The sequence below is a fragment of the Kaistella flava (ex Peng et al. 2021) genome (assembly GCF_015191005.1).
Taxonomy (GTDB): Bacteria; Bacteroidota; Bacteroidia; order Flavobacteriales; family Weeksellaceae; genus Kaistella; species Kaistella flava.
Genome location: NZ_CP040442.1, coordinates 1,493,207 through 1,518,924, shown reverse-complemented (window position 1 = coordinate 1,518,924; position 25,718 = coordinate 1,493,207). Strand labels below are relative to the sequence as shown.

The following is a 25,718-nucleotide window of genomic DNA, read 5'->3' as shown; positions in this document are numbered from 1 at the left end:
TAGTAAGGACATGAAAAAAATAACACTTGCTCTATTGACTGTTATAGCAGGATTAACTTTTGTAGAAGGACAAACTATTGTGATAAACGACCAACTGTTAGCACAATTGACCAAAAATCAAGCGGTTCGATTGGCTAGCAATGAGTCCTTTTTGAACTCTTATGAAAAGCAGAAAAAGTTATACAACGATATCAATCAAAAAATTGCTCAAGTTGTTGCCATTCAAGAATTCGTCTATGATAAATTAACCAATATAAATTCAGCAATCAAGCAAGGAAAGCAACTTTATTATTTATCTAAAACTTTTGTACAAATCGGTCAAAATGCAAATGACGTTCTCATTCTAACTGCTCAACATCCTGAATTTGCTATTCTAATGAACAGATTTTACATAGCGGCTGTACAGGAACTCCTTAAAATGCAAACAGAATTGACGCAGGATATACTTCATGAAGAAAACGATTTTCTGATGGATCCTTATGATCGCCAAGTACTGATTCAAAATCTTTCTTCCAAAGCTCAAATGATAAATGGTTATCTGATCTGTATTAAAATAAGGCTGAAAAACGCTAAGAAAATTCCATATATCTATCAAATTCCGACCATTAATTCTTATGTAAATCTTGACAGAGCTATTGTTAAAAAAATCATGATCTATTACCAAAACATTTTTAATTAATACGATGAAGAAAAATTACACAAAAAAAATCTTGCTTTTTCTTACAATTTTTGTTGGAAGTTCATTAAGCTATGGGCAAGTCAAAAGATTGAATGATCCTTCAATTGTCGCGCACAATAAGAGAATGGTATTTGAATCATGGGGAGATTTTCGTCCCTATCCAAAATACTTTTTAGGAATACAAACCAATTTCGCTTATGCTACGGTTTGGGGTTGGCTCGCTCCATCAAGAAATAGGGAATACAAGGATGGCGCAGACATTCGACCATTGAAACCAACCGGATTAGAAGTTCAAAGATTCGCTGAGTTAGAATTTCAAAGAAAAGAGGCTGAGAAAATCAAACTTCAAGTCGATACTTTATACACAAGAAACGTACAAGATTTTGCTCACTGGACTTCTGTAACTGTTGAAGCCGATCCTCTTTGGTTGCTCTATTATAAAAGAATGCTCAGACCATTGAAAGAATTCCCCGAAAATCCTCAAAATTATATCCAATGGCAAATAAAGGATGATAAAATTTATCAAAATATGTTGGCTAATGGAGGAATTGCACATCTTGAAAAAGAACTTGCACTACTAAAAGATAAGTACAATAACTCCAGAACTTTGGATATGCCTCGTGGAAAACGCTTTCTAATGTATCACGAAACCTTAATTGGTTGGAGAAGATTTGCAAATCAGTTAAGAGCTTTCGATCAAAAAAATAATTTATTTCTTGACTATAAAAAACTTCTGACGAAATCAAGAACAAAATTAGAATCTGATTGGAGATCCAATGACTTGGCGATTGCTCAAAAAATGATGATTGAATATAAAAATAAATTTTAAAGCATGAAAAAATATTTAACGCTAACGCTTTGTCTCTTACTATTCCTTTTGCCAATGATAATTTTTGGTCAAAATAGCGATCCTATTTTAAGTCAAAATGGCGATACTGATAGTTATAACAAACTGCTACAATTTCTAAAAGGTGATGGTGCTTTTGAAAAATGGTTTATGGAGGCATTTACAAGATTAGACACTACAATGGCAGCTCAGTCGGCAGGTGCGGTAATGCTTGGACAGGCAGTTGGTGGTTTTGGAGCCTTATGTTATATGGGTTATTTGGGTTGGCAAATGCAGGAAGGCGCAAGACCTTGGGAAGTAACACCGATGATCCGTCCTACAATCATTGCTTTTATTTTAATGTATTGGGGTGCTTTTACCAATATGATTCAATATCCACTACAATCTTTGGCAGAACCAGGAATCGCTCTTTTTCAAGATATTGAAAAAGATGCTAATGATTTGAGAGTTGAAAGATTCAAAAAACAAAATCAAATCTTAGAGATTCTTATAAAAACGCAAGCAGAAGAGGAAGCCAAGCAAGAAACCTTGGATAAGTTAGAAAAAAAAGCAGACGACAGTTGGTTCGATATCGATGTAGACAAATTACTGGCACCCGCCAAAGAATGGTATATGAAAATGGAATTTAAAATTCAAAAAACATTATCAGAAATTATTGAAGCAGTTTCTCTTACCATTCTTCGGGTCTGTACCTATCTGATTTTTTTTATTCAGAAAATATGGAGTTACATATTAATTGTTTTGGGTCCTTTTGCCGTAGGAATGTCCCTCATACCAGGATTTGAGAACTCCTTTAATAACTGGGTTACCAAATTCATCAATATTAATCTTTACAGCTTCATCACGTACACGATTATCAATATTGGTCAGCAATTGATTATGTCAGGATATCAAATGGAACTCGATCGATATGCGCTCATGATTGATTCCAGCGGTGTTGCAGATATGAACACGCTTCGGGTTTACGTACAAAACAGCGGTATGATGTACACCGCTCTTTTTCCTGCAGTTGCTTATATCATAACTGGAATTGGAATTTTGATGGTTCCTTCGATTTCCGATTCAATTGTCTCCGCTGGCGGTGCTGGAATTATGAGCAAAGGAAAAGCAGCAGGAGGAACGGTAGCAAGCGCCGGGAAAGCAATTGGGAGAACAGCAACAGCAGCGGCTGCAGGAGGAGTTGCAGGAGCCGTAGTTGCGGCTAAAGAAATTGCAAAAGCGGTCGGTAAAATGAATAACAAATAATGATAATCTAATGTCTGAAGTCTAACATCTACAACTTTAAATCATGCTAGTTAAAAATATAGAACAAAAAATAAAAATAAATAAAGCGGTGTCAATAGCATCGATACTCTTTTCGGTTTTCGTTGTTATTGCAGGATTTGTGATGGCTTACAAAATGGTGCAAGATTCACGGAAATCGCTGTACGTGATTGACAATGGTGTTCCAATTTTGGTTAAACAAACAGACGAATTATTAAACAGACCAGTGGAGTATCAATCTCAGATCGAATTATTTCACCGATTGTTTTTCACCCTAGCACCTGATGACAGATACATCAAGGAAAACGTCGAGAAATCTCTTTACCTCATTGATGATAGTGGAAAAAAAGAATATACGAATCTGCGAGAGAAGGGATTTTATAATCAGATTATCTCTGGAAATTCTCTGGTTACGGTAAGGAACGATTCCATAAAAATAGATTTACCAAATAGAAAATTCATCTATTACGGTACGCAGATGATCAACCGGAAAAAGTCCCTAATCATTCGGAAATTGATTACAGAGGGGAGTTTTGAGGACATGATAAGAAGTCCAAATAATCCACACGGTGTTCTTCTGAGAAACTGGAGAATTTTAGATAATAGCGAACTGTCTAACAAAACAAAATCCAACTACTAATGATCAGTGAAAAATACAACCTTGTTAAAGAACAATTTCGTCAGTTTAAGGACTGGATTATGAAACATCCAAAGCAAGTTTACGGTTACGTAATGATTGTTTTGCTCATTTCTTTTGGTTTGATCTTCATTCAATATTTTTATTTCACTCCGAAATTTTCCTTCAAAAATAACATTCCAAACCTTTATTCAAAAAGCGATCAGATAAAATTTGATATGGATAAAACTGAACAGAAAATGAGTGGCGTGGTGAAGGAACTTCAGCAACTTAAAAACAAAAGAGAAAATGGTCCTTTAACTAAAAGTGACAGTCTCAGAATCGAATATTTATTCAATCAATATCAAACTTTGAAAAATGGACATTAAGAAACTCAATTTTAAACAGCCAAAATATATTTTTCCATTGATTCTTCTGCCAGTTATCCTTTTTCTTGGCTATCAGACGACAAAATATTTAGGGAAAGAAAAACAGCCGCCGAAAGTAACTCAAGATTTATCAATTAATCTGGGAGAAACGCAGGATTCTATATTATCGAAAAATGCAGCCTATGATGATTTCTTCAAAAAAGGAGATGGAAGATCAATGCTTGATGGAATTGATAAAGAAGAAGATAGTTTGCAAAATTTTTCGGATAACCTTGATGATCAACAAAAACGGTATATCGATTCTCTTAAAACAGTTCGATCTCTTAATAATGGAAGTTCAACTGATTTGGGAAAGGGTAGTTACTACAAGCAACAGTCAAAAATAAATTCTGATGAAAAAGATTTTCAGCGTTCCGCAGAAATGATACGGATGCTGAATAATGAAAGCAATGGACAAGGAAGCAATGGAGATAATTATTCCAATTCTCCATCAGGTTTAAATGCTGCAAAACAGGAAAAAGAGAATGATCCGGTTCAAATGTTAAGAAAACAAATGTTGATGATGGATTCTTTGGAAAAAGCAAAAGATCCGGAATATCAGTCTGCATTGACTTCTGAAAAGAAGTTGAAAAAAAACAAAGAAAAGATGGCCGCTTTTTTAAACTCCACCCTTCGCGTAAATAAGTCATCATTGAATCCAAGTTTCAATTCAATCTCGAAGAAAAAGGATAACAATTTTATAAAAGCAGTGATTGATGAAAATCTAAAAGGTTATCTCGGAAGTCGAATCCGTTTTCGCCTGTTGGAAGACATCAATGTTGGAAAACATAAAATTAGTAAAGGGTCTATTTTGTACGGTCAAATATCAGGATTTTCTCTACAGAGAGTGAATTTGAATGTGATTTCAATTTTAAATAACGGTGAAATTCTGCCCATAAATCTCTCTGTTTTTGACATGGACGGAATGCAGGGATTATATGTACCACAAAGTGACTTTCGAGAAATGCTCCGAGAAATGGGTGCCAATTCTGTACAGGGAACCCAAATGGATAGCAGTGGAGAAAGTTTTTTCACCAGTCTTTTTAGCAGTTTATTCAGTTCGACTTCTAAAACCATTTCCAATATGATCCGCCAAAACAAAGCAAAACTGAAATACAATTCTTACATCTTCCTTATTAACGACAAAGAACTTAAACAAAATGAAAATGATTAAAAATACATCGAAAAGATTACTTCTTGCATTATCGATTTTTGCAGTAATATCAGTTTCTGGTCAAACAGAAATGCCCGAAAAGCGAGTTACAGATCTAACAAAATTAGATATTTCAAATGGAGTTAGTCTTCATATTATTTCTCCGGAACCGATTCAGTTTGTGGATTTATCAACAAGTAATCTCACTGGTGATTTACCTGCTGAAAATATCGCGCGAATAAAAATCACCGATGTGACTGAAATGGATTCAACTTCAATTCGTAAAGATATTGACGAAAATAATTTAGGAGTTATTACCATCGTTTGCCAATCGTTTATGGCTCAGTACAAAGTCAATTATTTAGATTTTAAAGGCAACGCTGTAACCAATATCCAAATTCAACCCGAAGACATGCAGCCGCTTGAATATCCTAAGATGGCATTCTCCAATTCAGAACTGCATCGATTCTCTTTAGATATTTTACGTAAAAAGAAATTAAATAAACCTATTCGAGAAGTAAAAGGCCTAAAACTCACGATGCAGATTAATGATGTTTATGTGGTAAATGATTACATATTTCTGGACATGACTTTTCTAAATTCTTCCAATTTAGGTTATGATATCGATGCAATTAAATTTTCTGTAGAGGATAAAAAAATCTACAAGGCAACCAATAATCAGAGTATCGCACTTGATCCAGTATTTAAATTATACGATCAAAAACAATTCAAGAAAAGTTACCGCAATATTTACGTCTTCAAAAAATTTACTTATCCCAATAGTAAGGTGATGAAAATTCGACTTTTGGAAGAACAACTCTCTGGGAGAGCCATCGAAATGACCGTGAAGTATTCCGATATTTTAAATGCTGATACTTTTTAATCTCTTCAGTCTTCAGTTTCATAACCTCTAATATTTCACAATGCAAGAACAACAGAATCAAATTAAGATCTATAGCTTTTTCCAAAAGATGGTTTATTTTATCGTCTTGTTGGATTGTGCTTCTTTGTTTTTTCTTTCTGCAAATATTCCATTTGTAACTGATCTTCTGACAAAGTTCGCGAAGATGGGTCTTTTTTACCCACCTTTAAATGCTAAAATTTGTACGATCATTCTTATTACACTGGTTGCAATAGGAACAAGGGCAAAGAAAAAAATAGATTTGAATATTGGTAAACAAATCCTTTTACCAATTATCATAGGATTATCACTGATGTTTTCTTCCCTCGTTTTTATTTCTGAAGCTGGAAACAATACTCTTCCGAAAGTAATTCCACCATTAAATCTGTATCAAATTATTTATACATTTTTATCTTTTCTAGGGGCATTGATAGCGCAAGTTGGTGCCGATAATATTTCAAAATTAATGCAACAGAAAATGGGTAAAGACCGCTGGAATATTGAAGAAGAAAGTTTTGCTCAAAATCAAGAACTGGTGAAAACGGACACATCGATTAATATTCCTTACCTCTTTAGATTTAATAAAAAAACCAACAAAGGTTGGATCAACATCAATCCGTTTCGAGGAACGATGGTTATTGGCACGCCTGGATCCGGAAAATCTTTCGGTGTTATTAATCCGGCAATCCGACAAATGATTGATAAGGGTTTTTGTCTTTGTATTTATGATTTCAAATTTCCTGATTTGGCCAAAATCGCCTACTATCATTATCTCAAAAAGAAAAGAAAGGATTCTAATTATCAACATCAATTTAATGTCATCAATCTGAATGACGTTGAGAAATCCAAAAGAGTTAATCCATTCAAAAAAGAATATATCCGAACCTTAGCGGAAGCACAGGAAATGGCAGAATCTATGGTTTCATCTTTACAAAAAGGGGGTTCTAGTTCTGGTGGTGGTTCGGAAGCATTTTTTACCCAATCTGCGATCAACTTTCTTTCTTCTTGCATCTACTTTTTTGCGACTTTCGAAAATGGGAAGTACTCTGATTTGCCTCATATTCTATCTTTTATGAATAGAAGTTATAAAGATATTTTCGATACTCTTTTTACCAATGAAGAAATTTATTCCTTGCTTTCACCTTTCAAAACAGCTTATGATAATAAAGCATTTGATCAGTTAGAAGGACAAGTTGGGACTTTGAAAATTTTCCTTTCAAGATTGGCTACAAAAGAAAGTTTTTGGGTGTTTTCAGGCGATGAAGTAGAACTGAAAATCACGGATAAAGAAAATCCGTCCATCCTAATTTTGGCTTCCGATCCGGGAACGCAGGATATCAATTCTGCATTGTATTCATCGGTTTTAAATAGAACATTACGATTGATCAATTCGAAAGATAATTTACCAGGAGGAATTATCGCAGACGAATTTCCAACCATTTACATTCATAAAATAGACAATATTGTGGCTACTGCAAGAAGCAATAAGATCGCAGTCTTACTAGGACTTCAAGAAATTCCGCAGCTTCGTCAGTTCTACAAAAAAGAAGTTGCTGATACGATTTCTGCTATTGTTGGAAATATTCTTTCAGGTTCAGCAAGAGATAAAAACACATTGGATTGGATGGAGAAAATGTTTGGGAAAATCAAACAGAAAAGTTTTTCACAATCTATTTCACAACAAGGGACGACTACCAGTATTAATGAAAAAATGGATTTTATGATTCCTGCAGGTAAAATCGCTGCGCTCAAAACAGGGGAAATGGTCGGGATGATTGCACAAGGTGAAGAAAATGATACTGAAGAGTATAAAACATCGGCAATCAATGGGAAAATTAATCTTGATATGAAGGCAATTAAAAACGAGGAAAATAATTATGTCTCACTGCCAAATTACTATTCATTCATCGACAAAAAAGGAAATGACCGGAAGGAAGAAGTTCTAATGACCAATTTCAGAAAAATAAATAAAGAAGTAGAACTCATTGTTAACGAAATAATCACAGCCTAAAATTATGAAACTACAATTTAAATATAAGGTCACTTTTCTAATCTTGTTTTGCTGTTCGCTGGTATTTGCGCAGTTCAATACGCTTACCAGAAATTCAATGAAGAAGGATGAAGTTTTCCCTAAAAAAGAAGAGATGCAGCAAGATGGAAAGGACAAAGATGAAAAAGTCAAAGATGAAAAAGAGAAAAAGAAAAGCAGTCGAATAAAATTCTTTAATACCACTTCAAAATCAGATTTGAAGAGAGAATTGGATTCTTTAAAAACACTTATGCTCAAATATAGTTTGTCCAAAAACAAAGAGCAAAAACTCAATTTCAAAAAGATTGAAGATTCCTTAATACAAATGATGAAAAAAAATATTGAATATTCAACCGAAATTAATTCAAGAACATCTATTAAACAATATGATTTTGTTAATGATGATCAACCAAATACAATTACAAAAATATTTATGCCATTGAAAAATGGAATTATGGTGACCTCACCTTTTGGAACTCGTATTCACCCCCTATTTGGAAAAATGAAAATGCATAATGGTGCTGATTTAAAAGCGAATTACGAAAATGTACATTCTGTAATGGACGGAATCGTAACGGAAGCAGGATGGAATTCTGGCGGTGGTGGAAATTATATTAAAATCAAACATTCCAATTCCTATGTAACCTCCTATCTCCATTTATCGCAAATTTATTACAAAGTGGGAGAATATGTAAAAGCCGGATTTATCATCGCGAAAAGTGGAAATTCTGGAAATTCTACTGGAGCACATTTACACTTTTCTGTTACTGAAAATGGAAATTATATAAATCCTATTCGGTTCCTAAATGATCTTATAAAAGCAAACAATTTAATCGCAACCTATTATGCAAACTAACAATTTACCAATTGACGACTTAAAAAAATACGGAATCGTCGATGCAGATAACTCTTTTTCAAAAAAACTTTCTGCCAACGATATTCAAAAATTTTTGCAAGGATATACCATCGTCGCAGATAAAGACAAAAGCAGAGCAACTTTCCAACTCGTTGAAAATAACAGCAGACTGAATGTGATTTTTCTGGAGAGAGATAAGAGCATTTCTGAAATCCTCACCAACAGTAAAGATAAAATTGAATATTCCAATATTCAAGATTTTTCAAAATCTGATAATGAATTGAATTTTGAGAAAAAAGCATTTGTAATTGATAAAGAAACCAACAAATTGGTGGAGTTTGATTTAATCAAAAATGCAAGAGAATTGACATCAATTATCGTTGATAAAAATGATGCTCGCGAGACAAACCGCTACAAAATTGAACTTTTAAAACTGAAAGGTTTTCTTCAGGATAAAATTGATCAATTCCCTGAGATGGCAAAAGAAATAACCAACGATTTAAATATTGTGTCAAAAGAAATCAATACCGTAAATGGTGTTTCTCAAAATGAGAGTAATTCTCAAAAACAAGAACAATCAGAAGTTCAACTCAATGTGAATGATCCTGATTTGTATCAAGATGCTAATCGAATAAGAGAGGAAGAACTCGAACGAGAAGAAAATTATGAGAAATCGCGAGGTTTCAGAAGATAAACAGTTAAAAATCCCACCATTCTTAAAAACTAAATATGAGTGTAACATTAGAAATAGGCAAGTACAACGAACAAATTGAATCTGCTGGCTTTCAGAAAATGGAATTTTCCGACATCGATGAAGCGATTGCTAATCTCGAATTTATGAAAATGGGATTCAGTTATTTTAAAACTGGAGAATCTTTGATCGTGAGATTAGAAGAAGGAAAAAAGGCACATCTCATCGATTACGATGCAGTTGTTCCGATCCAGGAAATTAGAAAAGAACTCGAAGATAAATACCACCCCAATTTAACTCAAAATGAAAAAGAAGTTCAAACGATTGCAACAGAAGCAAAAACGAAAATATCGGCAAACTCAAATTTTATTTTTGAGGAAGATGAAACAACAAGGTATGCAAAAACCTCGTCGGGCGAAAAATTACCTTTTAAATTGTTTAATCCCAATGAAACTGGTGCCGGATCCAATTTACTACGGGAACCACAAAATTCTTTGCAATCCAACGATTTTGCATTAGTAGAACGGCGTTTTGCTGAAAATAAATCACTTCAACTCTTTGGAAATGAAAAGATAGGAAGTATTGATGATGTCGCGTGGTTATTTAAAGCACTGGAAGATGAAGCCGTAGAACATGCTTTTTTAGTCTATGATTTTGAGGATAAAGGATATTTTGTTCAGCATATTTCTACCGGAACTTTTGATGCAGCATTTGTAGATAATCGGCTTTTGATTGGAAATGTTTTGGAAGTCAAGCCAAAAGCAATAACTCTAGTTCATAACCATCCGAGCGGAAATTTGAAAGTTTCAAAAGCTGATAAGGATTGTATCATCAAATTAAAAAAAGCATTAGAAGATTCAAATATAAAGGTCAATAATGGGGTCATTATCAATTTGCGAAGTGGAAAGTATGTCGTATTTGATGAGAATGAAACTGAAAATATTGATATGAAATCAAACCCACAATCTTTTAAAGAAATACAACCGTATTCTTTCAGTAAACAGGTTTTAGTTGAAAATTATCAACCAGTTAAAATAACCAGTTCAACAGATATTGCAAAATTTATTACGTCTCAAAAATTTGGGATATCCGATAAGACGGAATTGCTGGTGCTCAACAATCAGTTGAATATCGTTGGGAAATTCATCATGCCGCCAGATAATCAACTTGATTTTATCATTGGAAAAGTAGCAAAGTTCGGTGGGTCAAAGTGCATTTTATACGGAAACAATATCACTCCGGAGCAAGTTAACACCTACAATAAAAAACTTCATTTTTCGGGAATTGAAATTTTAGATGCTATTCTATTCAACAGTGAAAATGGAAGAAAATTGTATGAATCATTTGCTGACAGTGGAGTACTTCGAACTCAAAAAGAAATGAACGGTGAAGTACAGGAAAATGAAATCACTAATGATTACAAAAAGTCAGAAAAAATTAGAACGATCCAAGAGAAGCCATCTAGATATGACACCAATATATTAAGTGATAGCGGAAAATGGGCAGATAGATTTAGAGAGGAAAAAAAAGAATCTGAAAATAAATTAAATAATATTAACAATCAAAATCCAAAAATTATGGAAACACAAAAAGAATTTAACCAAGTAGATTATTTAAGAAATCAATTAAAATACCTTGGTTTTGGTGAGGGAGAACAACTTCACAAGGATTTAGAATCGGGAATGAATTCTGCTGAAAAACAGTTTGAAATTAAAACAAATTCAGACAAAGCATTACCTGGAAATAAGGTTGATTTTGCCTTAAAATTCAACAAAACAGAAAGTGGTGGTGTTTTTCTTAATTCCTACCATGCCGTTTTGAATAATGAGAAAGGTGAAGATATCTCCCAAAATTTCCCTGTAAATAGAGAAAATACATTTACCGCTAAAGAAGCAGTCAACCTTTTGGAAGGTCGTTCCGTGAAAATAGAATTCACTAATCCGAAAACGGAACAACTGGAACCCGCTTTCGTTAAACTCAATTTTGCGGAACCTAAGACTGAAAAAGGAAATTATAATTTTCAAAATTTCTACAAAAATTATGGAGTAGATACTGATCAGATTGTAGAGAAATCCAACCTAATTTTCGATAAACCAGAATACAGAGAAAGCACTATAAAATCTTTGGAAAAAGGAAATGTTGTGAAAGTGAAATTTGAGATCGATGATCAAACGGTAGAAGGAAAAGCAGTGCTCAATCCTCAATACAAAAATCTGAGTCTCTATGATCAGGATATGAACAGGATTAATACCAATAAACCTTTGGAGGGTTTGGAGAATGATAATAAGCACGAAAAAAGCAACGTCAAGGAACAGAGTATTAAGAGATAATAATTACTTACTAATTGCTATTAAAGAGCGGTAAGTCTTAATTCATAAGCTTGCCGCTTTTTCTTTAAATCGATTTATTATGAAATCACAGATGTACGAGTTTACCACAAAAACAATTGTTAGAATGCATAAAATCACCATTATATTACCCGCACTGTTTTTCCTTTCTATTACAAATTCTTGTAACAAAGAAATTAAAGCCGAAAAAGGAGGAATTGACCTTATTTCAAATGTCTATTTTGACGCTTCCAAAGGATTGGACAAAATGCAAAATTTTCATTTATCCAGGATTAATTATTCGGGAGATACCCTAATAGAATTAGTTCCTGATCTCACTTTTCCTGAAATCACTAATGAAATTTATTATATAAAAGACTCATTATGCTATTCGCTTGGAAAAGAAAATAGCAACAGCATTGTTTTTTCAGAAATTTCAAAAAAACAAAAACCACTTTTGGTTGACAAAAAGAAAGAGGGCGCTCTTTTTTCAAAAGAATGGATTCCCAATTATCTTCATCGCAAAAATATCAGCGATACGGTTTTGTTCAACAAAAAATACAAACGATTTGAAGTGAACTCTGCCAAAAGTTTTTCAAGATTTTACATTTATCCAACCGACACTATTTTACCTTATTCTATTTATAAGCATGCTGAAATGGATTATGAAGGAAGGCTTGAGCGTATTGATTCCTATAATAAAGAGAAAGATGTTTTTGTCACGCTTCAACTATTACCACGAAAAAACTGGGATGAGGAAGCCAAAGAAATTTTTGAGTTTAATGAGTTTGTGAAAAAGAAAAAGTAATGAATACAAATCCAACTCTTTATACCACTGCAGAGATTGCTGAAATTTCAGAGAGCGTTTCTGTCTTAGATTATTTCCTTCATCTTGAAAAACAGGGTAAAGTGAATTTTGATAGAAAATCAGGGAATGACTATTATTTTAGGACAAATGACAATAAATTTTCAGTTTCAGAAAACCAATATTATGATTTTAAAACAGGTGAAGGTGGACAAATATTAAAAGCAGTAATGGAATTGGAAAAAATTGAGTGGAAAGATGCACTTCAATTTTTAAAGAATTTTAATGGACAAGTTTCGGAACAAAATAGAGTTGCAGAAAAAAAAACACTAGACTTTAGAAAAAAAGATTCGCATTTTTCTGAAGTTATTATTACAAATTCTTTTATTCCTAATAATAAAAAGTTGGTTTCCTATTTTGAAAAGCGAGGAATATCGAAGGATATTTTAATAGAAAATACACGACAAATCCATTATGAGTCTGCAGGAAAGAAATACTTTGGAATTGGAATCGAAAATCTTTCTCAAGGCATCGAAATTCGTAATCCATTAATCAAAAGTAAGATTGGGAGAAATGATATTTCTGAACTAAAAGGTACCAAAAACGAAATGATTGTTTTTGAAGGTATGACTGATATGCTTTCTTTTTTACAACTTTTAAAAGCAAATAATCAAAAGAATAATCGAACACTTATTACGCTTAATTCGATTACCAATATCGATAGATTTTTAGACCGTTATAAAGATTTTTCCGGTAAAATTTTTCTGTGCCTTGATGGAGATAAGGCAGGGAATATCGCTACGCAACAACTTTTAAAAGCCTTCAATGAGATCGAGATCAAAGATATTCGTTCGATGTATAATATTTCTGAAACTGGAAATAATGATTTGAACGATTACTTACAGAATAAAATAAAACTTCAAAATAAAAATACTAATTTAGTAGAACAAAACTCTTCTGAAAATGAAACCAATACCATTAAATCAAACAGAATATCCGAAACTCAGCAAGTGGAACAAAAATCACTTGAACAAGACTCTGGAGAACTTGGCGAAAACTTCCAATCCGAGCAAAATGGACATCAATCAGGCGGACAAAGATTGGGCAGCAACGATGTTAGAAATGGATTTACAAAGTCAGAGTGGAGCGGTTCGTCAGGAAGGGGACATGAGCAATCCACTTACGGAACACAACAAAGTAATGCTCCTAAAAATGAAACAACAAAATATTCCCTGGACGGAAGAATATTAGAAAACTCAACCGGTTTTTCGGAATTAGATATTTTAATTGATCAATATAAAGGTCAAAAACTGACCAATGAACAAGTTGCAGAAGTAGTTTCTGCAACTTGTTTTGTTTCTAATGATGACAAAATTCTTCTGAAAGATAATGTGAAAATTACAGATGACCTGAAGGATATTTGCAACCAATTTAAAAGTGGAGGAATTGAAAAAGCGGGAAGAGGGATTTTAGATGAATATTATACAGACCTTAAAATTGTTGATGCCGTTCGCAACTTGATCAAAAAACACTGTAAAAATCAAGATGAGATTTCTATTTTAGAACCAAGCGTAGGAACTGGAAATTTTATCGATGCTGCAAATGGATTAGCCGTAAAGTCCAAAATAACAGGTTTTGAAATCAACGAGATCACTGCTAAAATTGCTAAAGTTTTGCATCCGGAAGCAGACATCAATCTTCGCTCTTTTGAAACTGAATTTATTGATGAAAAAGGAAATGAAAAAAGTTCAACCGATTTTTCTGAAAAATATGATTTAGTGATTGGAAATCCGCCTTATGGTGAACATCGGGGTTTGTATAAAGGATTGGGCGAAGAAAGCAAAATTTCAAAATACGAAGATTACTTCGTTAAGCGAGGAATCGATTCTTTAAAAGACGGCGGGATTTTGGCGATGGTTCTTCCATCAAGCTGGATTAACCGACAGAAGAAAATGGAAAATGCAGATTTGCTGAATGCTTACCGTTTACCGAGCGGAGTATTTTCTGGGACACAAGTTGGAGTGGATATTATCATTTTAAAAAAATCAGTACGAAATATTAGTCACGACGTTTCTAGCTATTTTGAGGAAAATCCACAAAATGTTTTAGGTGAAATTCGGGAGAGAACCAATCGTTTTGGTAGGGCAGAGCATTACGTTTATGGTAATTTGGATGAAGCTATTTATCTGCTTGAGAGTCTTCAAAATAAAAAGGAAATATTCAGAATCGGAAACCTTTTTGACGATTTGTTGATTGAAGAAGTCTCTTTTAAAAATGCTATTTCTACTGATGAAACTTCTATTTCAAAGAAAGAAAAGGAAAACCAATTAAGTTCTGAAAATCAAAGTGAATTTTCAATTGAAACTGCTCAAAATAAAATAGAAGAAGTTCTTGTAAAATTGAATGAAATCAAGTTTAAATCACCTTCTATATTAAGTGAAATTAGAAAGTATTCAAAATTACAAACCCAAATCGCTGATAAAACAAACTCACTTTTGCTTGAAAAGATTAAAGATATCGTTGTAAAAGCAGACAAAATCCTCCAATCTCAAAAAAATGGAAGGAATTCTGAATATGAAATTCAATCTAAGCCGTTTATAAAAAAAGGAATTCTGAAATACCATTTTACAAAACAAGATGAAATTGTAAATGCGTCATTGCAAAATAGTTCAGATATCACAGAGGAACAAGTTGCAGCATTTAAAGCGACTTCCTATGATGGAACAATAAAAAATCATACAAGACACTTTGATTTTGCCAACTATTATAATGGAGAATATATTCATGATTTTTATTATGCTGAAGGGAATATTTACCAAAAGTTGGAACAATTAGAAAAGGATTACAGTGAAGATTGGGGAATAGGTGGTCTTGAAAATAAGCAATACGAAAAGCAAAAATCATTGCTAGAAAGTGTGCTGCCAAAACTTAAAAATTTAGATGAGATTTCCATTAGTCCGAATCATGAATTTGTATTAAAGTTTGATTTAGGACCAATAGAAAAAGACCGTTGGAATCCAAATACCAGACAAACAGAAGCAGTAACGGAAAATTACAATCTTGCAGATAATTTTAAAGATTTTGTAGGAACATTATCAAGTGAAGCTTTTGCAGGTTCTTCAGCTTGGGAAGTACGAAGTTTTGTAGATAACGAAACGGTTACAGGAAGTGATAAAGAACGAAATGCTTTAATTCGAGAGAGAAGAAAAGCCGCAGCCAATGATCTGTTTCAAAAGTTTATTCGAGAAGAATTAACTGAAGAATTGAGAGATCGTTTCGTTAAAGATTTCAATCGAAATTATAATCATATTCACGTTCCGGATTATTCAAAATTTCCATTATTTTCAAAAATTCATCAAAATTTCAAAGGACAAGAATTGCGATTAACAGAAGTGCAAAAAGCCGGGATTGGAAGACAGACAACAAAAGGAGTCGGGTTATTGGCGCACGAAGTTGGATTCGGAAAAACCTTGTCCGGAATTTTTTCAATGCACGAAGCGATGGAAAGAGGAAATTCAAAGAAACCATTAATCGTAGTTCCCAATGACAGTATATTGAAGCAGTGGGTTGAAACTATTTTTGAAACCATTCCAAATGCTAAAGTCAATGTTTTAGGAAATCTCGGTAAAGATTATGATCTGTCAAAGTTTGATAATAAGGACGGAGAAATTACCATCGTGACTTATGAAGGTTTTAATAATATTGGGTTTTCAGCCGAGATTACCGAAAAATTGTCTTCTAAATTTAATTATATCTCTGCAAATGAGTTGAAAAATATTACGAATACTGAAAGAGATCATCAAATAGAGTTGCAGAAAGAAAAAGAAATCGAAGGGAAAATGAAACGTGGGAAAATATATGATTGGGAGGATTTCGGCTTTGATCATTTGACTTACGATGAAATTCATAATGCCAATCATATTGTAGGAAAAGTAAAAATTGAAGACCGAAGATTTTCCTCAGATTTTAGAAATCAAAATCAGCAAACTTCCAAATTAGGGATTAATACTTGGATGGCAGCTCAATATATTCAGGATAAACAGAATGGTAGAAATGTGACTCTTCTTTCTGCAACTCCTTTCACCAATAAACCTTTGGAATATTATTCAATCTTATCCTTAATTGCTAATAAACGATTGGAAGAATCTGGATATTTTAATGTGAACAATTTCTTTGAAACCTTTATGGAAGCGGATAACGATATGGAAATTGATGCAAAAGGCGATGTGAAGTTTAAAGCAAATGTCCGAAGATTTAAAAATAATTCTCTATTCCAACAACTCCTTTCAGAATTTATTGATGTAAAAGGGGAGGAAGATAATGGTGAATTGATTCGTCCAAAAAAAATCAATAAAGAGTATAAAATTGAACAGAACGATCTGACGAAAGAACAATATAATTTACTCAATGAAAACTTCAATCATACGGAGAAAGGTGCAATTTTAACGCATATTCTTAACGCTCGCTTAATTGCGTTTTCTCCCTATTTATCGCTTTATTATACTGGTGAAGATCCTTCCACGAAAGAGTTTATAGAAAATTCACCAAAATTGCTTGAAACAATGAATCTGATTCGTCAGAACAAAAAAGACATCCCAGAATCTGGACAAATTATTTATTCTGAATTAGCAGTTTCTCAATTTCCGAAATTGAAAGAATATCTTATTAATGAAGTAGATTTTAATCCCGAAGAAATAGGAATCATTACTGGAGCAACAAGTAAGAAGCAACGAATTTCTATACAAGATGATTTTAATTCTGGGAAAATAAAAATTGTTATTGGTAGTGAAGCTATTCAAGAAGGAATGAATCTTCAAGAAAACACGACTGACATCTATTTATTGACGCTACCGTACAACTTTACGTCGCTGCGGCAGATAGAAGGAAGAGCCTGGAGACAAGGTAATAAAAATGAAAACATACGTGTAAACTTCATGCTTACCAATGATAGTATTGATGTTTTTATGCTTCAAAAATTACAGTCAAAACAAGCAAGATATTTAGAAGCGATGAAAAAGGGAGCGAATGTTTTAGATATTTCCGACATCAGTACGCAGGAATTGAAAACTTCAATCATCACCAATCCTGAGACGAGAGCGAATATTGAAATTGAATTAATGAAAAAAAGAATTGAGAGCGAAAAAAATAAATTTCTTGCAGATAGTGCTTTTGTATTGAGAAAGTATGAAGATTTTATTAAAGTAAAAGAGGATGTTACTAAGGCAGAACATTCTTACAACAGGATTTTAGGCTATGCAAAAGATTCAGAGGATGGCAATTCTGACTACTGGAAAAACCAACTTCCTTTTTATCAGAAAACTATAGATCTGGCTAAAGTCGAAGTTCAAAAAACAATTGAAAATCTTGCCGGAAAAGGTGTTAATGTTACAGAAATTGAAAAACAAACGAAAGCTACCGAAGATAATATTGCGAAACTCGATGCGAAATTGGAAGAACTTCCGATAACAAAAGAAGTATTAATTGCTCAGTATCAAAAAGAGAAAGAGCAACAATTGATGATGAATGAGAATAAAGATTATGTTAAGGAGAGGGCTGTTGAGAACAGTGCTTTATTTAATAAAGTCGATTATGATAACCCACAATCATTGATGTCTGTTTCCACTAAACCAGAAATCAACAAAAACGAAAATATAGGGGAGGAGAAGAGAGAATTCAGTGGGCGGAAAAGATAAATAAATATTAACTGTATGTATTTCAGAGACTTATTTTTTGCTTTATTGAAATCGTTTTTTAATTCTCTCATTCTGGTGAACAAAAAGACAGGTTATTTTTTAAAAAATATCAGGGTTATTCTCTTTCAGCAATCGATTATGGTTTCAGCAACTTTGAAAAAGAAATAACTTTGACTGAAGAAAAGCAAATTATTGTAAATAGCTCTAATGTTCTTGGTGCAACAACGAAAGATACTTTACAAGAAATTGCAGGCGAAGGGATAGACGATTTTCTGAAGCCGAATTATGTTTTGCAGCAAGAGGATGAATGGTGGAAAAAGAAACGGAAATCTCGGCGATGATTTAGAATAAAGATTACTTAAAATTTCAGAAAACAGTCAAAAAGTCATATTTACATATGCAGTTATTGATCGAATTCTGTGATTCCCTATCATTAAATAGATTTTCTTTCCTCCAAATATATTCTGAACTCATTGTTTTTTTTGTTGAAATGTCGAGTTTAGGGGAATTAAAGAGGTTGAAAAAGACATTAAATTGGTTTGCCAACCGGGAATTTATAAAAAACAACAAGGGTTTCTTAAAACTGATGAAAATTAAGGTTGCCTTGTTCCATTTTTATGTAGTTAATTCACAGGTGGTTACTGTCTAATTACACTTCTGTTTTCTATTAGTGTTTTCCCAAATAAATAGGAAAAGGTTATGTACCCGTATTTTCATATACTATTAATTTCTACCTTTTTAGCATTGAAAAACTATCCTATGACAAAAATTTACATTGCGATATTATATCTTTTCGGCATATTCTCGGTTTGCGCGCAAGGAACTAAAACTTTGTGGCAGAAAGATATAAAATCCTCTACTCAGGATTTTCTCTCCACCATGTCCATTACTTTGGACAGGCAAATTGTACTTTCTGGAAGTGCTATTCAAAAATCAAAATTGTCGGGTGTTAGCACTGGTGGTGCAACTTCTACAAACGGAGGCTATGATTATCGCTTACTCAAACTTTCACAAGAAGGAAATATTCTTTGGGATAAACACTTTGGGGGCTCAAAACATGATTATTTAGTTTCGACCACAACCACCAGAGAAGGCGGATTTTTATTGACAGGAACTTCTTATTCCAACCAATCGCTTGATAAAAAAGATAACAATATTGGCGGTTCAGATGTTTGGCTGATTCGTCTGAATGAAGATGGTGAAGAACTTTGGCAAAAGACATTGGGAACAAAAAATAATGATGAAGCTGCAGCAGTGACCCAATCTTTAGATGAAGGTTTCTTTGTTGCCGGAAATATTAATTCTAATAAAAATTTGTTCGGTTCAAAAGATGTTTTTATTTCCAAATTAGATAAAACCGGTAAACTTATTAACACCACTATTCTCGGCGGAAATGCTTTAGATGAAGTACAAGAAATGATAGCTACTCCAGATGGAGGAAGCGTTCTTTTGATGTATTCCACCACTGGGAAAACTGAAAATAAAACCTTTATTACTTTAGAAACAGATCAAGCAAATTCTGAAAACAAAGCAGTCGATTTATTGACTTCTTTAAAAGGAGAAATAGAAGCTAAAACTCTTATTGGTAAAACAGAAGAGAATTTTGGCGAGGGAGATTATTGGATTGTAAAATTAGACAAGAATGCCAATGTTGAATGGCAAAAAACGTATGGTGGAAGTGCTGATGATCATCCCAAAACCATAGCATTTACTGACAAAGGATATTTAATTGGCGGGGAAAGCAGAAGCAATTCTTCAGGAAACAAAAGAGAGAATATAGAAGAAGGAACAGATTTGTGGTTGATCTCTTTGGATAAAAACGGAGATGAATTGTGGCAAAAAACATACAGTTTCGGAAATCGAGATGTTTTGATGAGTGCTAATGTCATTAGAAAAACCAATAAAGATAACTTTAGCGAAGACAAAGGATTTTTATTGGGTGGTTACACGCAAGCAGAAGGCAAGATACAAACCGACGATGAGAAATTCTGGATGCTTTATATTAATGCTGAAGGAAAAGAAGAATGGCGTAAACACGTAGAAGGAAAATCTAAAAAGAAAGAAGAACGCTTGGTTTCTGCAAAATTACAAACAGATGGAACTTTTCTTTTAGCCGGAACAAGTGCGGAAGAATTGGGACAAGAAAACTGGAAAATTATAAAACTGGGTGATAAAGATTTGGATAATCTTATTGAAAAGCAAGAAATCCGGATTTACCCGAATCCTGTGGATGATTATTGTTATGTAGAAATTGGTTTTGAGCTTACTGGTGAGGCTGAAATTATACTACACGATATGAGCGGAAGACAAGTGCAAACCACAAAAACTAAAAATAAAGTGACCAAAGTGAATACAAGTAATTTACCACAAGGGATTTATGTGGTTTCTGCTACGACTGGAAATAGAAGTGTGAATGCGAAAATTATTAAAAAATAAATTATGAGAAAAACATTATTAATTATAACAGACACTATCCCGCAAAGTGTGTAAGTTGAAAAGTTTGAGGCTTGAGTTTTTTATAACTTGAGCCTTTCTTCAAATATAAGCATAAATTGATTGAGTACAATTCCCCAATCTCTGATTGGCATTGTCCATTTTTTTGTTGCTTCTCTTAACGCAAGAAAAACCGACTTTAAAACTGCATCATCAGTTGGAAAAGACATTTTGTTTTTGGTGTATTTTCTTATTTTTCCATTCAGATTTTCTATTAAATTGGTGGTGTAAATGATTTTGCGGATTTCCACCGGGAATTCGAAGAATACCGTTAATTCATCCCAATTATCTCTCCAGGATTTGATGGCGTAGGAATATTTACATTCCCATTTTTCTGCAAAATCATTTAAAGCAGCTTCCGCGGCTTGCTTCGTGGGAGCGTTGTAAATGTGTTTCATGTCGGAAGTAAAGGCTTTTCTGTCTTTCCAAACTACGTATTTGCAGGCATTTCTTATCTGATGAACCACGCAGATCTGAGTTTGAGATTGTGGGAAAACACTGCGAATAGTTTGGGTGAATCCATTGAGATTATCCGTTGCAGTGATCAATATATCTTCTACACCCCGTGCTTTTATGTCGGTTAGTACGCTCATCCAAAAACTGGAACTTTCGTTTTTTCCAAGCCACATTCCCAGAACTTCTTTTTTTCCGTCCCGTCTTAAACCAACGGCAAGATAAATGGTTTTGTTAATGACTTTTGAATTTTCACGGACTTTAAAAACAATTCCATCCATCCAAACAATGAGGTATAAATCCTCTAGTGGCCGGTTTTGCCAAGCGACAATCTCACTGGAAACCGCATTGGTAATCCTGGATATTGTGGATGTTGAAACATCAAAATCGTACATTTCCTTGATCTGGTCTTCAATATCACTCACGCTCATTCCTTTGGCATAAAATGAGATGATAATATTTTCTAAACCATCAATAATATTATGCCTTTTGGGAACTAAAGCCGGCTCAAAAGTACTTTCTCTATCTCGCGGAACTTTAATTTCATCTTCGCCGAAAGAGGTTTTTATTTTCTTGGTTTGATGGCCGTTTCGATAGTTTCCGTTTTTGGTTTTTTGATGTTTCTCGGTATCCAGATGGTCATCCAGTTCGGCTTCGAGCATGTGTTCTACGGCTCGTTTGTGCATTGTTTTGAAGAACGAGGTTAAATCTTCGCCGCTCTTGAAGGATTTGTAAAATTCCTTGTTGTTTAATAATTCTTCTTTGTCGATCATAACTGTATAAAGTTTAAAAATAATAAAAAAGTTATTTCCGAAAAAGTTTTGAGCTTTTGAGGGCTCAAAATTTTTCAGAATAACTTTTCAACTTACACAGTTAGTGAAACACTACCTTATAACAATTTTCATATCATTTTGTATTAATGCTCAAATAATAGAAGGTGCAGCATTTGTTCCTAAATATTTGCCGTCTAGTCCTAATATAGCTTCGTTAGGGACTTTCGGTATGTATCCTATGAACCTTTCCACAGGGCAGCCCAATATTAATATTGGCTTATTTTCAAATACGGGTCATGGGAATGATTTAGATATTAATTTAAATTATAATATTTCAGCGGTAAAGCCAGATTTTCAAACCTCTTGGGTAGGTTTAGGATGGAATCTTTCTGTTGGGGGAGCAATTACTAGGCAAGTTAATGGAGGGGTTGATGAGTTTTACGGCACTGGATTTACAGATCCTACCGTACTTTCATATTATGATCATTATTCGCGTCTTAATGCTTCCAATTGGTATAGTGACCAAAAATTAACAGAATATTATTCTTTTTTAACTCCGCTTTTTCCTAGCCATTTTGAGGCGAACCCGGCTCCTGATGAATTTATGTTTAATGTAAATGGGCTAAATGGTAGTTTTTTAAAAAATCATGAAGGAAAGTGGGTTATAAAAGCTAATGAAAATCTTGATCTCAATGTGCAAGAGGAACTAAAATATGATTTTACTTTTTATGAAGACGGAGGAATAACCAATCAAAAAAATTGGTTCTTAAAAAGAATTATCTATGGTTTTGTGATAACTGATCAGAGAGGAATAAAATACACTTTTGGAAAAACTCCAAACGCTTTAGAAATAACAGGAATAGAAACTGTAGATACATCATACAATCCAGGCATGTTTGTGAAAAGCTGGTACTTAACTCAAATCGAATACCCTGATGGAAAGAATATAGATTTTGAATATTCTTTTGATGACAGAGCAACATACATAATTCACAGTTCAGCTTATTATTCAACATATAAGGTTAAGTCTACGATGGCTTCTCAAAGTAACACTTCCGGAAATTTCAATTACTTGTCACTTGATAGGAACTTTTATAAATATTTAAGTAAAATAAAATTTGATAAAAATGAAATAGAGTTCCATAAATCGTATTCTGCAGCCTTGGACTATAACACTGTGAATATTCCATGGCAACAAGTTGATACTAATTATGACATTATTCATTATCGTAACAATTATAATAACAGAAAGCATTGGTATAAACTGGATAGCATTGTAGTAAAAGCGGATAATATAAAAACTGATAAAATAGCGTTTAATTATGAAGAAAACATTAATAACAGACTAAAATTACAAAATGTTCATATCGGAAGAGATGTTCAAAATGAAAAAACATATACTTTTAAATATAATCCTATGAAATTACCGGCTTTCAACAGTAACAAGACCGATCATTGGGGTAATTACAATAATAAGAATTTTCATGCAAGCGTTCAGCAAAATCCTTCAACAAATACCTATTCCAGAGAACAAATGCTTACTTATCCGCAATACCGCGAACCCGATTTCACTTACGGAATTGCTGAATTATTAGAAAAAATTATTTTCCCTACCAAAGGCTATACATTGTTCCAATACGAACCACATGATTATAACAAAACAATAGACAGAACCATCAACGGGTTTAACATCAATATTACCGGAAACAAAATTGCAGGAGGACCCAGAGTAAAAAAAATGATAACCAACGAAAACGGAAATTCCGACAGTAAAGAGTTTTTTTATGTCAATGACTATCTAAACGGTGTATACACTTCATCTGGTGTATCTGGAGGCATGCCCAATTATTTTGATGAAGGAAATATCAACAATGGAAACTTAGAGTATTGGAAATTATCATCATCTTCCTATATCCCTTTAAATTATACAAATGGTAATTATATTACGTATTCTAAAGTTTATGAAAAATCAAATAATGGTGGGGTTATAGAACATACTTTTTCAAATCAAGACAACGGTGCAATAGATTTAAAATCAAATAATTATCAGTTGATTGTTGGGAATATCGGATACATCAATACTTTTGAGCCATCTAATCTCAGTATTGTGAAGAATGCCCTCGACAAGCTGCAATACAACAATCTCGAAATGGAAAGAGGTAAACCTTTGAATGAAAAATATTATGATTCTAATAAAAATTTACTAAAAGAAATTACTTACAATTATAATTCTAATCCTTCTAGACTTACGGATAAGATACGTTCCATAAATTATATTGCAGACGTTTACGGCTCACCCATTGATCAAGCTGCATATCAGCTTATAGCCCAGATGCACATCGTTTCCAAAATGTCAGCATACACAATTTTCTCACATCAAACCTATCTTAATTCCGTAACTACAACCGATTATTTAAATGGCAACTCTATAATCTCTAATACTCAAAATGTTTATCAAAATTTTCCACATCATCAGTTAATCTCACAAAAAACAACTTTCTCAGATTTATCTACTCAAGAAAGCAAATACCAATACGCCCACGAAAAAGGCAAGACCGATATGATTGCAGCAAATATGGTGGGAATACCTTTAGAAACAACTGCAATTAAGAAAAGTAGTGGTTTAGCAATAGGGAAAACCATTTCTAATTCAGGAATTGATTACAAAAAAAGAACCATTGGTGGAAAAGATTTTATATTACCACATATAGCATATTTTTATGATTTACAAAGTCCATCAGATTCGTCAACGCAAGTCAAGTATAAGGAATATGACTTAAAAGGTAATGTTTTGCAATATAATTTAAAGACTGATCACAATGGAAATGGCGGTTTTCCTGTTGCTATTGTTTGGGGTTACAACCAAACCAAACCCATTGCAAAAATTGAAGGAGCAACTTATGCACAAGTATCCACTTACATTACCGATATAATTTCTAAGTCAAATTCTGACAATACATTAGGAACAACAATATCCGAAAAAAATTTAATTGATGCTTTGGACTTATTCCGAAAAACCTCTCAATTATCAAATTATCAAATAACTACCTACTCTTATAACCCGCTTATAGGTGTTACGAGCATTACTCCTGCTTCGGGAATTAGAGAAATTTATAACTACGACACAGCAAATAGATTACAGTCTGTATTAGACATCAATGGAAAAATTTTGAAAGAATATTCATACAATTATGCGATAGTTACATACTACAATGAGGCGCAAAGTAAAACTTTTTATAGAAATAATTGTGGGACTGATTATATTGGTGGCTCATACACGTATGCTGTTCCAGAAAAAAAATATTCTTCACTAATCAGTGAAGAAGACGCTAATGAACAAGCAATCAACGAAATCAATGTAAATGGTCAAAATTCAGCTAATATTTACGGGACATGTACTCATTTGTGTTCTATACAACCCGATCCCAGTGTCATAGAGGGCGGTGCTATATTTCAGGAAGTCACTCCAAATCATTTTTCAGCTACCGTTAATCTTACTTTTCTTGCCGATATGACTAATGCTCCTATACATCTAGGTAATATGGGTTCTTGTGCTCCCAACAGTATAAAAACATTTACAAATAATTCAAATGGAATTGTATATACGCTAACCTTGAATCCTAATGGAGATTTGATGCTAAGAGCTAATGCAAGAATTTATGCAGGTCAATCTATCGGTTTTATATTTGATTTTGACAAATAAAAATGTGA

17 protein-coding genes are annotated in these 25,718 nt (G+C 33.3%); 16 read left to right on the top strand and 1 reads right to left on the bottom strand.

What is annotated here, in order from left to right:
• The first annotated feature begins 10 nt into the window (after positions 1 to 10).
• The 15 genes from Q73A0000_RS06935 (at position 11) to Q73A0000_RS06865 (ending at position 20,724) form a co-directional block, all read left to right on the top strand.
• Positions 11 to 679, top strand: coding sequence for a hypothetical protein (locus tag Q73A0000_RS06935; protein WP_193813329.1), 669 nt, complete (start codon positions 11 to 13; stop codon positions 677 to 679).
• 4 nt (positions 680 to 683) lie between these two features.
• Complete coding sequence (locus Q73A0000_RS06930) at positions 684 to 1,508, top strand: hypothetical protein (RefSeq protein WP_193813328.1); 825 nt, start codon at positions 684 to 686, stop codon at positions 1,506 to 1,508.
• Positions 1,509 to 1,511: 3 nt separating this feature from the next.
• Positions 1,512 to 2,771 carry a hypothetical protein gene (locus tag Q73A0000_RS06925; RefSeq protein ID WP_193813327.1) on the top strand — a complete coding sequence of 420 codons (1,260 nt, stop codon included), beginning with the start codon at positions 1,512 to 1,514 and terminating at the stop codon, positions 2,769 to 2,771.
• Between the two features lie 43 nt (positions 2,772 to 2,814).
• Entirely contained in the window at positions 2,815 to 3,429 is a 615-nt protein-coding gene (traK, locus tag Q73A0000_RS06920; protein ID WP_193813326.1) for a conjugative transposon protein TraK, read from the top strand.
• Entirely contained in the window at positions 3,429 to 3,794 is a 366-nt protein-coding gene (locus Q73A0000_RS06915; RefSeq protein WP_193813325.1) for a hypothetical protein, read from the top strand. Before traK ends, Q73A0000_RS06915 begins: the two co-directional genes overlap by 1 nt.
• Positions 3,784 to 5,007: a conjugative transposon protein TraM gene (traM, locus tag Q73A0000_RS06910; protein ID WP_317174284.1), complete on the top strand. Its 1,224-nt coding sequence runs from the start codon at positions 3,784 to 3,786 to the stop codon at positions 5,005 to 5,007. Before Q73A0000_RS06915 ends, traM begins: the two co-directional genes overlap by 11 nt.
• Positions 5,000 to 5,869, top strand: coding sequence for a conjugative transposon protein TraN (gene traN, locus Q73A0000_RS06905; protein ID WP_193813324.1), 870 nt, complete (start codon positions 5,000 to 5,002; stop codon positions 5,867 to 5,869). The genes traM and traN overlap by 8 nt, the downstream gene beginning before the upstream one ends.
• A gap of 40 nt (positions 5,870 to 5,909) precedes the next feature.
• Positions 5,910 to 7,898 (top strand): type IV secretion system DNA-binding domain-containing protein, encoded by a 1,989-nt coding sequence (locus Q73A0000_RS06900; protein WP_193813323.1) that lies wholly within the window; start codon positions 5,910 to 5,912, stop codon positions 7,896 to 7,898.
• Positions 7,899 to 7,902: 4 nt separating this feature from the next.
• Positions 7,903 to 8,772 carry a M23 family metallopeptidase gene (locus tag Q73A0000_RS06895; protein ID WP_193813322.1) on the top strand — a complete coding sequence of 290 codons (870 nt, stop codon included), beginning with the start codon at positions 7,903 to 7,905 and terminating at the stop codon, positions 8,770 to 8,772.
• A complete protein-coding gene (locus Q73A0000_RS06890) occupies positions 8,762 to 9,466 on the top strand; it encodes a hypothetical protein (RefSeq protein WP_193813321.1) in 705 nt (234 codons plus the stop codon). Before Q73A0000_RS06895 ends, Q73A0000_RS06890 begins: the two co-directional genes overlap by 11 nt.
• Positions 9,467 to 9,501: 35 nt before the next feature.
• Positions 9,502 to 11,793, top strand: coding sequence for a JAB domain-containing protein (locus Q73A0000_RS06885; RefSeq protein ID WP_193813320.1), 2,292 nt, complete (start codon positions 9,502 to 9,504; stop codon positions 11,791 to 11,793).
• Positions 11,794 to 11,917: 124 nt separating this feature from the next.
• Complete coding sequence (locus Q73A0000_RS06880; protein WP_193813675.1) at positions 11,918 to 12,598, top strand: hypothetical protein; 681 nt, start codon at positions 11,918 to 11,920, stop codon at positions 12,596 to 12,598.
• Positions 12,598 to 18,288 (top strand): Eco57I restriction-modification methylase domain-containing protein, encoded by a 5,691-nt coding sequence (locus tag Q73A0000_RS06875; protein ID WP_244140837.1) that lies wholly within the window; start codon positions 12,598 to 12,600, stop codon positions 18,286 to 18,288. Before Q73A0000_RS06880 ends, Q73A0000_RS06875 begins: the two co-directional genes overlap by 1 nt.
• A 170-nt stretch (positions 18,289 to 18,458) precedes the next feature.
• Positions 18,459 to 18,629 (top strand): hypothetical protein, encoded by a 171-nt coding sequence (locus Q73A0000_RS06870; RefSeq protein ID WP_193813319.1) that lies wholly within the window; start codon positions 18,459 to 18,461, stop codon positions 18,627 to 18,629.
• 418 nt (positions 18,630 to 19,047) lie between these two features.
• Entirely contained in the window at positions 19,048 to 20,724 is a 1,677-nt protein-coding gene (locus Q73A0000_RS06865) for a T9SS type A sorting domain-containing protein (RefSeq protein WP_193813318.1), read from the top strand.
• An 80-nt stretch (positions 20,725 to 20,804) separates the two neighbouring features.
• Here the strand turns inward: Q73A0000_RS06865 and Q73A0000_RS06860 are convergent, their stop codons facing one another.
• A complete protein-coding gene (locus Q73A0000_RS06860; protein WP_193810623.1) occupies positions 20,805 to 22,007 on the bottom strand; it encodes an IS256 family transposase in 1,203 nt (400 codons plus the stop codon).
• A gap of 103 nt (positions 22,008 to 22,110) precedes the next feature.
• Between Q73A0000_RS06860 and Q73A0000_RS06855 the strand changes: the two genes are divergently transcribed.
• Positions 22,111 to 25,710: a DUF5977 domain-containing protein gene (locus tag Q73A0000_RS06855; RefSeq protein WP_193813317.1), complete on the top strand. Its 3,600-nt coding sequence runs from the start codon at positions 22,111 to 22,113 to the stop codon at positions 25,708 to 25,710.
• The last annotated feature ends 8 nt before the right edge of the window (positions 25,711 to 25,718 follow it).

Excerpts from the sequence above, each read along its gene's own strand:
- Q73A0000_RS06935 (WP_193813329.1), top strand. The coding sequence starts at position 11 with ATGAAAAAAATAACACTTGCTCTATTGACTGTTATAGCAGGATTAACT.
- Q73A0000_RS06930 (WP_193813328.1), top strand. The coding sequence starts at position 684 with ATGAAGAAAAATTACACAAAAAAAATCTTGCTTTTTCTTACAATTTTT.
- traN (WP_193813324.1), top strand. The coding sequence starts at position 5,000 with ATGATTAAAAATACATCGAAAAGATTACTTCTTGCATTATCGATTTTT.
- Q73A0000_RS06915 (WP_193813325.1), top strand. The coding sequence starts at position 3,429 with ATGATCAGTGAAAAATACAACCTTGTTAAAGAACAATTTCGTCAGTTT.
- Q73A0000_RS06865 (WP_193813318.1), top strand. The coding sequence starts at position 19,048 with ATGACAAAAATTTACATTGCGATATTATATCTTTTCGGCATATTCTCG.
- traM (WP_317174284.1), top strand. The coding sequence starts at position 3,784 with ATGGACATTAAGAAACTCAATTTTAAACAGCCAAAATATATTTTTCCA.
- Q73A0000_RS06890 (WP_193813321.1), top strand. The coding sequence starts at position 8,762 with ATGCAAACTAACAATTTACCAATTGACGACTTAAAAAAATACGGAATC.
- Q73A0000_RS06895 (WP_193813322.1), top strand. The coding sequence starts at position 7,903 with ATGAAACTACAATTTAAATATAAGGTCACTTTTCTAATCTTGTTTTGC.
- Q73A0000_RS06880 (WP_193813675.1), top strand. The coding sequence starts at position 11,918 with ATGCATAAAATCACCATTATATTACCCGCACTGTTTTTCCTTTCTATT.
- Q73A0000_RS06925 (WP_193813327.1), top strand. The coding sequence starts at position 1,512 with ATGAAAAAATATTTAACGCTAACGCTTTGTCTCTTACTATTCCTTTTG.
- Q73A0000_RS06900 (WP_193813323.1), top strand. The coding sequence starts at position 5,910 with ATGCAAGAACAACAGAATCAAATTAAGATCTATAGCTTTTTCCAAAAG.
- Q73A0000_RS06875 (WP_244140837.1), top strand. The coding sequence starts at position 12,598 with ATGAATACAAATCCAACTCTTTATACCACTGCAGAGATTGCTGAAATT.
- Q73A0000_RS06885 (WP_193813320.1), top strand. The coding sequence starts at position 9,502 with ATGAGTGTAACATTAGAAATAGGCAAGTACAACGAACAAATTGAATCT.
- Q73A0000_RS06860 (WP_193810623.1), bottom strand. The coding sequence starts at position 22,007 with ATGATCGACAAAGAAGAATTATTAAACAACAAGGAATTTTACAAATCC.
- traK (WP_193813326.1), top strand. The coding sequence starts at position 2,815 with ATGCTAGTTAAAAATATAGAACAAAAAATAAAAATAAATAAAGCGGTG.